The organism is Streptomyces sp. NPDC052107 (assembly GCF_040680215.1).
In the GTDB taxonomy this organism is placed as follows: Bacteria; Actinomycetota; Actinomycetes; order Streptomycetales; family Streptomycetaceae; genus Streptomyces.
Genome location: NZ_JBFAWG010000042.1, coordinates 20,366 through 32,223 on the forward strand (window position 1 = coordinate 20,366; position 11,858 = coordinate 32,223).

11 protein-coding genes are annotated in these 11,858 nt (G+C 71.3%); 6 read left to right on the forward strand and 5 right to left on the reverse strand.

Annotated elements, in window-relative coordinates:
• Positions 1 to 151: 151 nt before the first annotated feature.
• Together AB0M27_RS31300 and AB0M27_RS31305 are read right to left on the reverse strand one after the other, a co-directional pair.
• A complete protein-coding gene (locus AB0M27_RS31300; RefSeq protein ID WP_365726618.1) occupies positions 152 to 832 on the reverse strand; it encodes a TetR/AcrR family transcriptional regulator in 681 nt (226 codons plus the stop codon).
• A 54-nt stretch (positions 833 to 886) separates the two neighbouring features.
• Positions 887 to 1,837 carry an alpha/beta hydrolase gene (locus AB0M27_RS31305; protein ID WP_365726620.1) on the reverse strand — a complete coding sequence of 317 codons (951 nt, stop codon included), beginning with the start codon at positions 1,835 to 1,837 and terminating at the stop codon, positions 887 to 889.
• 253 nt (positions 1,838 to 2,090) lie between these two features.
• Here AB0M27_RS31305 and AB0M27_RS31310 point away from each other — a divergent pair, with 253 nt between their 5' ends.
• Both AB0M27_RS31310 and AB0M27_RS31315 read left to right on the forward strand, forming a co-directional pair.
• The gene (locus AB0M27_RS31310; protein WP_365726699.1) at positions 2,091 to 2,762 is read left to right on the forward strand and encodes an HAD family phosphatase; all 672 of its coding nucleotides are present in this window, start codon (positions 2,091 to 2,093) and stop codon (positions 2,760 to 2,762) included.
• Between the two features lie 45 nt (positions 2,763 to 2,807).
• Positions 2,808 to 4,028 carry an acyl-CoA dehydrogenase family protein gene (locus tag AB0M27_RS31315; RefSeq protein ID WP_365726622.1) on the forward strand — a complete coding sequence of 407 codons (1,221 nt, stop codon included), beginning with the start codon at positions 2,808 to 2,810 and terminating at the stop codon, positions 4,026 to 4,028.
• Positions 4,029 to 4,076: 48 nt separating this feature from the next.
• On the opposite strand, the gene AB0M27_RS31320 is transcribed toward AB0M27_RS31315, so the two are convergent.
• A complete protein-coding gene (locus tag AB0M27_RS31320) occupies positions 4,077 to 5,036 on the reverse strand; it encodes a phosphotriesterase-related protein (protein ID WP_365726624.1) in 960 nt (319 codons plus the stop codon).
• Positions 5,037 to 5,275: 239 nt separating this feature from the next.
• On the opposite strand from AB0M27_RS31320, the gene AB0M27_RS31325 reads away from it, so the two are divergent.
• Positions 5,276 to 6,991 carry an MFS transporter gene (locus AB0M27_RS31325; protein ID WP_365726625.1) on the forward strand — a complete coding sequence of 572 codons (1,716 nt, stop codon included), beginning with the start codon at positions 5,276 to 5,278 and terminating at the stop codon, positions 6,989 to 6,991.
• 144 nt (positions 6,992 to 7,135) lie between these two features.
• Here the strand turns inward: AB0M27_RS31325 and AB0M27_RS31330 are convergent, their stop codons facing one another.
• On the reverse strand, positions 7,136 to 7,831 hold the full coding sequence (locus AB0M27_RS31330; protein WP_365726627.1) for a type 1 glutamine amidotransferase domain-containing protein: 696 nt from the start codon (positions 7,829 to 7,831) through the stop codon (positions 7,136 to 7,138).
• Between the two features lie 186 nt (positions 7,832 to 8,017).
• On the opposite strand from AB0M27_RS31330, the gene AB0M27_RS31335 reads away from it, so the two are divergent.
• On the forward strand, positions 8,018 to 8,902 hold the full coding sequence (locus AB0M27_RS31335) for a LysR family transcriptional regulator (RefSeq protein ID WP_365726701.1): 885 nt from the start codon (positions 8,018 to 8,020) through the stop codon (positions 8,900 to 8,902).
• Positions 8,903 to 8,942: 40 nt separating this feature from the next.
• Here AB0M27_RS31335 and AB0M27_RS31340 read toward each other — a convergent pair whose 3' ends face one another.
• Positions 8,943 to 9,428: a hypothetical protein gene (locus AB0M27_RS31340; protein ID WP_365726628.1), complete on the reverse strand. Its 486-nt coding sequence runs from the start codon at positions 9,426 to 9,428 to the stop codon at positions 8,943 to 8,945.
• A gap of 286 nt (positions 9,429 to 9,714) precedes the next feature.
• Here AB0M27_RS31340 and AB0M27_RS31345 point away from each other — a divergent pair, with 286 nt between their 5' ends.
• Positions 9,715 to 10,356: a phosphoribosyltransferase gene (locus AB0M27_RS31345; RefSeq protein WP_365726630.1), complete on the forward strand. Its 642-nt coding sequence runs from the start codon at positions 9,715 to 9,717 to the stop codon at positions 10,354 to 10,356.
• A gap of 34 nt (positions 10,357 to 10,390) precedes the next feature.
• Positions 10,391 to 11,803, forward strand: coding sequence for an RtcB family protein (locus AB0M27_RS31350; RefSeq protein ID WP_365726632.1), 1,413 nt, complete (start codon positions 10,391 to 10,393; stop codon positions 11,801 to 11,803).
• Positions 11,804 to 11,858 lie beyond the last annotated feature (55 nt).

Below are 11,858 nucleotides of genomic sequence, written 5' to 3' on the forward strand. Positions count from 1 at the left end.
CGGGCTCACTGGCGCCATGGGGGCCGGGGACAGGGCGTTCGCCGTGGCGTACCGTCGTCTCCGACCATGGCGTCCGGCCGCAGCGGGCTGCACCGCTTTCGGGTGCTCGGAGACGGCCCTGTCGACAGCGCCCGAGTTGGTGGCGACGGTCCTATTCGCGGCCGGCGGGCTTCAGCTGCAGTGCGTTCTCCCAGATCTTGTTGAGGGTGGTCACCAGCCGTTCGAAGGGGATCCGCTGCCCGAGCACGAACACGCTGTAGGCCATGCGGCTCACCATGCCGGACAGGGCGTGGGCCGTCACCAGCGGATCGAGCGTGGGGTCGGCCTCGCCGCCGTCCTGCAGGGCGCGGATCATCTTGGCGTTGCGCCGCGCGAAGGCGTTGCCGCGTTCGATGCGCAGGGCCCGGAAGTTGTCGTCGATGTGGGCGACCTGCTCGAACAGGGCCATCAGGCGCGCGTTCTTCTTGTAGGAGCGCAGATAGTCACGGTTGGCCGCGTCGATGAGCTGCCGGGTGTCCGTGATGCCGGTGCGCTCGCGCAGGTGCGGGTGGAGCATCTCCTCCTGCACGATCTCCACGAGCGCCCGGAACACGTCCTCTTTGTCGTTGAAGTAGGTGTAGAACGAGCCGGAAGCGACATGGGCGGCCGCGGTGATGTCGGTGATCCGGGCGTCGAGATAACCGTCGCGCTCGAAGACCTCGCGCGCCGCGGCGATGAGCGCGTTGCGGGTACGCTCGCCCCGCCGGCTGCGCGGGGCGAGCGGTTGCCGGGAGCGGTCATGAGCCGGGGCCTGGGAAGCCAATGCAGTCCATTCGCCGTCGTTCGCACACATGCAGGTGGCAGCCGATGATAGTCGCCGCCGGGCGGATCGGCCCCGGCAGCCGCTTCACTCTCCCGGGCCGAGGGATCCCAGGAAGCGGAGCAGCGCCGCGTTGACCTCCTCGGGCCGCTCCTGCTGGACCCAGTGACCGGCGCCCTCCATGACGACGTGCTCACGCAGGTCGGTGAGGACCGTCCCCAGGCTGTCCGCGGGCATGAAGCGGGCCACGGGATCCCGGGAGCCGGTGAGGAAGAAGGACGGCTGCGTGATGGGGCGGCCCTCCAGTTCGCGGGTCAGCGCCCAGTTGCGGTCCATGTTGCGGTAGTAGTTGAGGCCGCCCGTGAAGCCGGTCTCCTCGAACGTCCTGACGTAATGGGCCAGCTCGTCCTCACCGAGCCACGGCGGGGGCGCGAGTTCCGCCTCGTCGCGGGACGCCCACTCGGCGGAGTAGATCTCCCGCGCGACGAGGGTCCTGCGGACGTTCCGCGCCAGCGCACGGTCCGCGACTCCGGGTTCCTGGAACCACACCATGTAGAAGTCGTCGCCAAGACGCGAACGAAGGATGGGCAGCGGCGGGACGGGGGAGCGCGGGGTGGCGGGGACGCTCATGCCGGCCACGGCGCGCACCCGTTCGGGGCGCAGCCAGGCCATGTGCCAGACGACGCTCGCCCCCCAGTCGTGTCCCACGAAGACCGCGTCCGCGGCGCCCACGTCGTCCAGGAGACCCGCGAGGTCCGCGCACAGGTTCACCACGTCGTAGGCCTCGACGTCCTGCGGCCGTGAGCTTCCTCCGTAACCGCGCATGTCGGGAGCGAGGACCCGGTATCCGGCCTCGGCCAGCGCGAAGACCTGATGCCGCCAGGAGAAGGCGAGCTCGGGGAAGCCGTGGCACAGCACGACCGGCGGTGTGCCGGGCCGGTGCTCGCCGTGCTCGAAGACGCGCAGGGTGATGCCGTTCGTCGCGACATCACGCGGCTTGAGGTGCTCCCAGGCCGCGAGTGAAGCCTTCGTCGTCATGTGCCACCACACCGCCAATCGGCTGATCCCTCCGAGCTAACCTGCCCTGCTCAACGGGGACTTGTAAGTATTGAACTTGACGTTGGATTCAACTATACAGGGTTGTGGCCCCGCGCACCGACGGGACGAGGAGGTCACATGGCGCCGACATGGAGGACCTGTCCAAGGGGCCTGCCGGCGCGATCCTCAAGCGTTCCATCGACCGGACCCTTTCCAGCAGCGACACGTCCGACAAGGTGAGTCAGTCGTGAGTATGGATCTCTTCGGTCAGGGCACGGACACGTCGCCCGGGACCCGCAGTGCCGTCCTGTTCGACTTCGGAGGGGTGCTCACCACCAGCGTGCTCGCGGCCTTCGAGCAGCTGGGGGCCGACCTGGGCTGCGATCCACGGCTGCCGCTGCGGCTCCTGGCCAGGGACAGCGCGAGCGGCGCCCTGCTCGTGGCACACGAGGAGGGCCGGATCGGCGAGCTGGAGTTCGAGCGGGGGTTCGCCGAGCGGCTCCGTGCCCACGGAGTGGCGATCGACCCTGCCGAGCCGGGCGTCGTACGGCGGATCCAGAGCGCGATGGAGCCCGACCGCGCCGTGATCGACCTGGTCGCGCGGGTGAGACAGGCCGGGTATCGCGTCGGGCTGCTGTCCAACTCGCTCGGCGACGACTGCTACGCCGGGTTCGACCTGCCGGGCATGTTCGACGCCGTCACCATCTCGGGAGAAGTAGGTGTCCGCAAACCCTCGCGCCGGGCCTACGAGATCGCCTGCGAACGGCTGGGCGTCCGCCCACGGGACGCGGTGATGGTGGACGACCTGGAGCAGAACATCACCGCGGCCGAGCGCGCGGGTCTCGCGGGGATCGTGCACACGGACGCCGAAGCGACCGCCGCGGCGCTGAAGTCCGTACTCCGCCCGTCCGCGCAGACACCGTGACCCTCCTTCGTTCCGTAACCACCACGAACCCACCGAGGTGAATCCGTGTTCCAGTCGACCGACAGGGCCAAGGCCTACCAGGAGACGCTGCTCGCCTTCATGGACGAGCACATCTACCCCGCAGAGCCCGTCTACGAGGCGCAGATGGCGCAGTCGGGTGATCCGCACTTCCACCCTCCCGTCCTGGAGGAGCTGAAGGCCGAGGCCAGGAAGCAGGGACTGTGGAACCTCTTCCATCCGCATCCCGAGTGGGGACCGGGCCTGACCAACCTCGAGTACGCCCCGCTGGCCGAGATCATGGGCCGCAGCCCGCACCTGGCGCCGGAGGCCACCAACTGCAACGCCCCCGACACCGGGAACATGGAGGTGCTCACGCTCTTCGGCACCGAGGAGCACAAGGAGAGGTGGCTGGGGCCGCTGCTCGCCGGCGAGATCGCCTCCGCGTTCGCGATGACCGAACCGGCCGTCGCCAGTTCCGACGCACGCAACATCCAGCTGCGCATGCGGCGCGACGGCGACGACTACATCCTCGACGGACGCAAGTGGTGGACCTCCAACGTCCTGCACAAGAACTGCAAGGTCCTCATCGTCATGGGCAAGACCGACCCGGACGCGCCCAGCCACCGTCAGCAGAGCATGATGGTCGTGCCGCTGGACACCCCCGGCGTCACCGTGGTGCGCAACCTGCCCGTGTTCGGCTACCAGGACCGGGAAGGCCACGGCGAGGTCCTCTTCGAGAACGTGCGGGTACCCTCCACGGCCCTGCTCGCCCACGAGGGCGACGGCTTCATGATCAGCCAGGCCCGGCTGGGTCCCGGGCGCGTCCACCACTGCATGCGCACCATCGGCATGGCCGAGCGGGCCCTGGACCTGATGATCGACCGGGCCCAGCAGCGGACGACGTTCGGGGCGCCGCTCGCCGAGCGGGCCAACATCCAGGACTGGATCGCCGAGGCCCGTATCGAGATCGACATGGCCCGGCTGCTGACCCTGCAGGCGGCCCATCTGATGGACACCGTGGGCAACAAGGAGGCGCGGACGGAGATCGCCGCCATCAAGGTGGCCGCACCGGACATCGCCCTCAGGGTCATCGACCGCGCCATCCAGGTCCACGGCGGAGCCGGCGTCTCCGACGACTTCCCCCTGGCCAGCATGTACGCCCACCTGCGCACCCTCCGCCTGGCGGACGGCCCCGACGAGGTCCACAAGCGGACCATCGCCCACCGGGAACTGCGCCGTCGCGAGGCCGAGCGAGGCCCGAGGTGAGCGGACGACGTGTCCCTCCGAGGGCTGTGGGCGCCCGCGGCGGAGCCCTCAGCCCTCGAAGTACCGGCGCGGGTTGACGCGGAGAATGATGTCGATGTCGTCCTTCGACACACCCTTCGCCAGCAGTGCCGGCAGGACGTCCTCGCTGATGTGCCGGAAGTTCCAGCGGGGAGCGAGCGCGGCCCGGTCGACGGCGCCGAACCAGTCGATGTGGCACGCCGCGTCGTGCGAGACGGTGATCCGGTCGGTGTAGCCGCGACGCACCAGCTCGACGATGGTGTCGACGCGCTCCTCGGTGGACAGCACCGCCTCGACGCCGAACCGGTCCATACCGAGGAAGGACCCGGCATCGGCGAGCCGCATCAGGTGGTCGAGGTCGGTGGAGTCCCCCGCATGACCGATGACGACCCGGGTCGGATCCACGCCTTCCTCGGCGAGGACACGCTGCGCGACAAGACCGGACTCGGTGTGCGCGTTGGTGTGCACGGTGATCGGTGCGCCCGTGCGCACGGACGCCCGACCCACCGCGCGCATCACCCGCTCGACCCCGGGCGTGAGGCCCGGCTCCTCGATGGCGCACTTCAGGAACGCCGCCCGCACACCGGTGTCCGCGATGCCCTCGGTGAGATCCTTGACGAACAGCTCCACCAGCGGGTCCGGCATGTCGAACATCAGTCCCGGTCCGGTGTAGTGGAACTGGAACGGGACGTCGTTGTAGGTGTAGAGCCCGGTCGCCGGGACGATGTTGAGGTCCGTGCGCGCGGCGATCTTCTGGATCCGAGGGATGTACCGCCCGAGGCCCAGCACCGTCGGATCGAGGATGGTGTCGATGCCGAGCCCCTTGAGTTCGGCCAGCTGGGCGACCGCGGCGTCGACGACCGCCTGCTCGTCCCAGTCCGCGTAGTTCTGCCGGAACTCCTCGCCCACCACCACGACATGCTCGTGGACGAGGACATTGCCGAGCTCGCTGGCGTCGACCGGGCCCCGGACCGTCCAGACCTCCGTCATCAATCCGCCCTTTCGGTGTTGACGTCGGGTTCGGGATGAGCCCGAGCGTGCCGCCGCCGGACCCGGCCGTCAAGGATCGCGACACGGATATTGAAGGTGGATTCACCTTCGAATACCGTCGAAACCGAGCGGGAGGAGCCGTGTGACGAGGCGGTGCCCCCGCGCGCTCCGGATCCGCAGATGCTCACTGCCCTGGTGCAAGAACGGGCGACACGACCCACCGACACCTTGGAGCCGTCATGAGCACGATTCCGTCCGCAACGGGTGAGGCCGCCACCACACCCGATTCCGCCCACGCCCGATCGAGCGCCCTGAGACGCCTGTGGCGCCGCCAACTCCCCGCCTACCCGGCGCCCTTGGCCCGGTACAGCTGCCTCGCGATCGTCGTCCTGTCGACGATCGTCCTCTACTACGCCCTGTACATCCAGTACGGCGTCGGCACCTCGATCATGGCCGAATTCCACATGAGCTTCCTCTACTTCGTGTGGATGTCCGTCATCGGCAACGCCGTGGGAGCCATCGCCTCACTCGTGGCCGGCCTCGCCGACCGCTGGGGCCGAGCCAATCTCGTCGTCTACGGCCTGCTGGTGGTCGGCGCCCTGATGCTCGCGCTGCCGCACGCCCCGGACAAGGGCACCTATCTGGCCATGTTCGAGGGGATCTACTTCGTCGAGGGCTTGGTCCTGGTGGCGACCCCGGCACTGATCAGGGACTTCTCACCCCAGCTCGGCCGGGCCGGCGCGATGGGCTTCTGGACGATGGGTCCGGTGGTCGGCTCGCTCGTGGTCACCGTCGTCACCAGCGCGACCCTCGACTCCACGTCCTGGCGCGACCAGGTGCGGTTCGCGGGGTTCGCCACACTCGCCGTGTTTCTGCTCGCCCTGTTCGGACTGCGCGAACTCTCCCCGCGGCTGCGGGACCAGCTCATGGTGAGCGTGCGCGACCGCGCGCTGATCGAGGCGCGGGCGCGCCGGCAGCCGGCGACGCACAACGCGGCAGGGCACTGGCGGCAGATGCTGCGTCCCGACGTCGTCGGCTCGGCGTTCGCGGTCAGCGTCTACCTGCTCCTCTACTACTCCGCTGTCGGCAACCTGGTCATCTACTACTCGACCGTGTTCGGCTACACCGAGCAGCGGGCCAACGCCCTCGCGAACTGGTACTGGGCCAGCAACGCGATAGCGCTGGTGCTCGTCGGCCTGCTCTCCGACAAGCTCGGCGTACGCAAGCCGTTCATGCTCGTCGGCGCGGCCGGGTCGATCGTGGTGACCTCGCTGTTCGCCCTCGCCGCGACGGACAAGGGCACGAGCTACAACCACTTCGCCGCACTGTTCGTCGGCATCGGCGTGTGCGCGGGACTCACCTACGCCCCGTGGATGGCGAGCTTCACGGAGACGGTGGAACGGCGCAATCCGGCCGCGACGGCGACGGGCCTCGCGGTCTGGGCGTGGCTCCTGCGGGTCGTCGTGACGGTCTCGGCCGCGTGCGTCCCCGTGGTGGTCACCTCGGTGACTCCGCTGGTGGAACACGGCGCCGAGGTCCAGGCCGCCGCCGGCGCGGCGGCACCCGCGCAGCGAGTGATCAGCGCGCATCCCGCCCTCTTCGCCGAACTGGAGAAGTACCGGGCGGGTGAGGTTCCCGCCGGCCTCCAGGCACGGGCCCTGAAGGAGGTGGGCGCCGCGGACCTGGCGCTGGTGCGCGAGGCCCGGCCCGCGCTGCGCACGCTCCGCCTCCACGGAGCCGAGGTCGCCCGGGCGGCGGACGAGGGGCCCGGGCAGTGGCAGACCTGGTGGTGGGTGTGCGTCGGGGGCCAGGCCGTCTTCCTGCCGCTGATGTTCCTGATGCACGGGCGCTGGAGCCCGAGACGGGCACGGCAGGACGCCGAGGAACACCGGCAGTCCGTCGAAAGGGAACTGGCACTGCTGGAAAGCCCGGGCGGTCGGCGGCCCGTGGAGTGAGGCGCCATCGCCTGGCACGGGCGTCGCGCGCGGTTCGTCGTCCGCGCGCGACGCCCGTGGCGCAGACGGCCCTAGGACGAGTGGTCGGGGTGGTGTCTGGTTGCGGACGTACCGCTGGACCGCTGACCGGGACACGCCCCTGGTTCAGCCCAGTTTCTTCAGCAGCTCGGCGGCGAGCGGGGCCGAGGACGCGGGGTTCTGACCGGTGATCAGGTTGCGGTCGACGACCACGTTGGGCGCCCACGGCTCGCCGACCCGGACGTCGACGCCCGCCTCTTCGAGCCGAGTCTGCAGCAGCCACCTGGCCCTCTCGGCCAAGCCCGCCTGCGTCTCCTCGGCGTTGGTGAACGCGGCCACCCGGTAACCGGCGAAGGCGTTGGAACCGTCGCTCCTCTCGGCGGCGAGCAGCGCGGCCGGGCCGTGGCAGACCACGCCCAGCGGCTTGCCGGAGTCGAGCGTGCCGATGAGGAGCCCGCCGGAGGCGGCGTCGACGGCGAGGTCCTCCATGGGGCCGTGGCCGCCGGGGTAGAAGACGGCGTCGTAGTCGTCGAGGCGGACGTCCTCCAGCCGGATCGGGTTCTCGATCTCGGCCATGGAGGCGAGGACGGCGGCGATCCGGTCGGCGCCCTCCTGGCCGCCGTTGACCTCGGGGGCGAGGCTGCCGCGGTCGACGGTAGGAACGACGCCGCCGGGCGTGGCGACGACGATCTCGTGACCGGCGGCCTTGAACGCCTCGTACGGGGCGACGGCCTCCTCGGCCCAGAAGCCGGTGGGGTGCTTGGTGCCGTCGGCCAGCGTCCAGTAATCGACGCCGGTCATCACGAAGAGGATCTTCGACATGGTGCTTCTTTCGGGAGGAGCTGGAGACATCGCCCTCGAACGTAGGGCCCCGAGCCATTTGTTTCCAATGAGCACTCCAATGTCAGGCATTGGAACTTCTATGGCTACATTTGATGCGTGAGCGATACCGACTCCGACGACGGGCCCCCGGCCCCACGCCCGGCCGGGGCCCCGCATCCGCTCGATCTGAACCTGCTGCGCACGTTCCTCGCGGTGTACCGGTCGGGCTCGTTCACCGGTGCGGCCCAGCTGCTGGGGCTGTCGCAGCCGACGGTGACGACACAGATGCGGACCTTGGAGCGGCAGACGGGGCGGGAGCTGTTCGAGCGGCTGCCGCGCGGGGTCGCGCCGACGGCCGTGGCCGACGAGCTCGCGGTACGCGTCGCGCCGGGGCTCGACATGCTCGCCGCCGTGGCCGGCCCGGACGCGGCGGACGGCCGTACGGCCGATCCGGTGCACCTGGCCGGTCCCGCCGAGTTCCTGTGCACCAGCGTGCTGCCGGCGCTGGCGCCGCTCGTGGCGGACGGGGTACGGCTGCGGGTGGCGACGGGGCTGACCGACGCGCTGCTCGACGAGCTGCGGGCGGGCCGCCACGACCTGGTGATCGCCACGCACCGCCCCCGGGGCCGTACGCTGTCCGCGGTGGCGCTGGCGGACGAGGAGTTCGTGCTGGTGGCGGCGCCCTCATGGGCCGAGCGGCTGAAGGGGCCGCTCGCCGCCGAGGGCCCCTCGGTCCTGCACCCGGTCCCGCTGGTGACGTACGCCGAGGATCTGCCCATCGCCCGCCGCTACTGGCGTCACGTCTTCGGTCGCCGGCTCTCCTGCTCCGCCGCGGTCACCGTGCCCGACCTGCGCGGAGTGAAGGCCGCGGTCGTGGCCGGCGCGGGCTTCACCGTGCTGCCCCGCTATCTGTGCGCGGGCGAACTGGCCTCCGGAGCCCTCGTCGCCCTGCACGAGCCCGACGACCCTCCGATCAACACCGGCTACCTGGTCCAGCGACCGGGCGTCCCCGACCACCCGGACGTGATCCGAGTCCGCGACCACCTTCTGCGGGCCTTCCGCGGCGGGTGACGACCGGGACACCGGGCACCGCCAGGTCCCAGCCCCTGGCTCAGTGCGCATGCCTCCCGTCGGGACGTTTCTCGGCGGCCATGGGCAGGGCACGAGGGGTGCTCCCGCCGGTGGTCTCCTCGGCAACCGGAACCGGCTGCCGGTAGCGCGTGGAGGTGTCGATCCTCGGTGCGGTCCGGCTGAGCCGCTGAGCCGTGGCCCTCGCCTCGTCATCGTCCGGCACGGACACCGCGAGGAGCCGGAAGGGAGCCGAGGGCCGCAGTTCGACGACCACGACGGGCCTGCCGGGCCGCAGGGCCACGAAGTCCGTCCCGCCGGGGTGGCCGCGCGTGCCGATGGACAAACCACCGGGAATCCAGGTGCCGCGCTGCCGGACTCCGCGCAGGGCGCGCCACCAGTCGGCGTCGACCGTCACCCGGCACACCGCCGTCAGCGGTACCCGCACATCGCCGCGGCGGGCGGCCACCCGCTGCCACCACGACAGGTGTACGACCACGTCGTCCCCGTCGATGAGAATGCGTGCCATCTTCTCAGCTCCTCCGTTCCATACTCGTCGCTCCTGCGGGCGGCTGCCGGACACCGCCGCGGCCTCTGCCGCTCGTCACCCGATCCGGAGCCGCAGTCCCGTCGGCGTGTCCCGTGTCATGGCGGCCCGGCCCGGGTACCCGGCCAAGGCCCGGAGGGAGGTGCCGTCGTGTCCGTCCGGTCGTTCGAGTGCGAGCAGGCGCACCTGCCGGGCGCGAGCCGTCGTACGACCGCACGCCGTGGCCCGGTGACGAGCACGGCGAAGGTGTGGAAGGAGTCGACTGGGCATGCGGTTTCATGATCGCGTCCATGCCGGCCGGGAGCTGGCCGAGCGGCTGCGCATCCGGCAGGAGGCGGGGGCGCTGACGCATCCGGTCGTGCTGGCCCTGCCGCGCGGCGGGGTGACGGTCGCCCGCGAGGTGGCGCAGGCGCTGGAGGCACCGCTCGACGTGCTGGTCGCACGCAAGATCGGCGCGCCCTTCCAGGAGGAGCTGGGCGTCGGGGCGCTCGCGGGTGACGATCCTCCGCTGTTCGACGAGCGGACCCTGGACGAACTCGGTCTGGAAGAGGCGGCCCTGGACGACGTGGTGGAGCGGGAGCGGGCGGAGCTGCACCGCCGGGAGGAGCGGTACCGGCAGGGCCGTCCCGCGCCCGAGCTGCGGGACCGTACCGTCATCCTGGTGGACGACGGGGTGGCCACGGGGGCGACCGCGCGGGCGGCGCTGCGCTGGCTGCGCCGGCAGTCCCCGGAGCGGGTGGTGCTGGCGGTTCCGGTGTGCTCCCCGCAGGCGTCCGAGCTGCTGCGCGGCGAGGCCGACGAGGTGCTGTGCCTGCAGCGGCCGACCGTCTTCCTGGCCGTGGGGGAGTGGTACGAGGACTTCGAGCAGCTGACCGACGACGACGTGCTCGCCGCGCTGCACGGGCAGTGACCCCAGGGCGCGCCGAGCCGGAGCGGAGACCGCGATGGAGCTGGTCGAGGAACGTTCCTTCCGCTTCCGCATCGAGCCGCACGCGGGCATGCGGGTGCCCGGGGTCGTGTTCGCGTCCCGGGAGCTGCTCGCCGACGCCGAGCAGTCCCTGGAGCAGGTCGTGCACGTGGCCACGCTGCCGGGCATCGTCGCCGCCTCCTACGCCATGCCGGACATCCACTGGGGCTACGGCTTCCCCATCGGAGGTGTCGCCGCCACCGACGTGGACGCCGGCGGGGTGGTCTCGCCGGGCGGTGTCGGCTTCGACATCTCCTGCGGGGTGCGGCTGCTGGCCGCCGACTGCGACGCCGACACGCTCCGGCCCGCGCTGACCGCGGTGATGGACGGCCTGGACCGGGCGATTCCGCGAGGCGCCGGGCCCGGTGGCGTATGGCGGCCGGACGGCCCCGGTGAGCTGGAGCGACTGCTGGCCGGGGGCTCCCGCTACGCCGTGGAACGGGGCCACGGGGAGGAGCGCGACCTGCTGCGCTGCGAGGACGGCGGCGCGGTCGCCGACGCGGACGTGACACAGGTCGGGGAGCGGGCGCGGGAGCGGGGCCTCGGCCAGGTGGGCAGCCTGGGTTCCGCCAACCACTTCCTGGAGGTGCAGCAGGTCGCCGAGGTGTACGACGGCCCGGCCGCGGCCGCCTTCGGGATCGAGCCGGGCCAGGTGTGCGTGATGATCCACTGCGGCTCGCGCGGGCTGGGGCACCAGATCTGCACCGACCATGTGCGGCTCATGGACCGCGCCATGGCCCGCTACGGCATCTCCGTGCCCGACCGGCAGCTCGCCTGTACGCCGGTCGACTCGCCCGAGGGACGGGACTATCTCGGGGCCATGGCCGCGGCCGCCAACTACGGCCGGGCGAACCGGCAGTTGCTGTCCGACGCGGCACGCGGCGTGTTCCGGCGCACCGCCGGTACCGGGCTGACGCTGGTGTACGACGTCTCCCACAACCTCGCCAAGATCGAGACTCATCCCGTGGACGGCCGGCGGCGGCGGCTCTGCGTGCACCGCAAGGGGGCCACCCGCGCCTTCCCGCCCGGGCATCCCGAACTACCCGACGACATAAGGGAGTTCGGGCAGCCTGTGCTGATCCCCGGCACCCTCGGCACGGCGTCGTACGTGCTGACCGGGGTGTCCGGGGGCGACGCCTTCCACTCCACCTGCCATGGTGCGGGCCGCACCATGAGCCGTCATCAGGCCGCACGCAGCATCACCGGCAGCGAGCTGCGGTCGCGGCTTCGCGAGGCCGGCATCGCCGCGCGCCCGAAGTCCTGGCGCGGCCTGACGGAGGAGACGCCGGAGGCGTACAAGGACGTCGACGCCGTCGTCGCCGCGAGCGAGGGGGCCGGGCTGTGCCGGAAGGTCGCCCGGCTGGTGCCGCTCGGGGTGGTGAAGGGCTGACGGCAGCGGCAGGGGGCTGACGGCGGGGGCCGGGGGTGCTCGTGCGGCGGGGGGT

Excerpts from the sequence above, each read along its gene's own strand:
- AB0M27_RS31300 (WP_365726618.1), bottom strand. The coding sequence starts at position 832 with ATGTGTGCGAACGACGGCGAATGGACTGCATTGGCTTCCCAGGCCCCG.
- AB0M27_RS31305 (WP_365726620.1), bottom strand. The coding sequence starts at position 1,837 with ATGACGACGAAGGCTTCACTCGCGGCCTGGGAGCACCTCAAGCCGCGT.
- AB0M27_RS31310 (WP_365726699.1), top strand. The coding sequence starts at position 2,091 with ATGGATCTCTTCGGTCAGGGCACGGACACGTCGCCCGGGACCCGCAGT.
- AB0M27_RS31320 (WP_365726624.1), bottom strand. The coding sequence starts at position 5,036 with ATGACGGAGGTCTGGACGGTCCGGGGCCCGGTCGACGCCAGCGAGCTC.
- AB0M27_RS31325 (WP_365726625.1), top strand. The coding sequence starts at position 5,276 with ATGAGCACGATTCCGTCCGCAACGGGTGAGGCCGCCACCACACCCGAT.
- AB0M27_RS31330 (WP_365726627.1), bottom strand. The coding sequence starts at position 7,831 with ATGTCGAAGATCCTCTTCGTGATGACCGGCGTCGATTACTGGACGCTG.
- AB0M27_RS31340 (WP_365726628.1), bottom strand. The coding sequence starts at position 9,428 with ATGGCACGCATTCTCATCGACGGGGACGACGTGGTCGTACACCTGTCG.
- AB0M27_RS31345 (WP_365726630.1), top strand. The coding sequence starts at position 9,715 with ATGCGGTTTCATGATCGCGTCCATGCCGGCCGGGAGCTGGCCGAGCGG.
- AB0M27_RS31350 (WP_365726632.1), top strand. The coding sequence starts at position 10,391 with ATGGAGCTGGTCGAGGAACGTTCCTTCCGCTTCCGCATCGAGCCGCAC.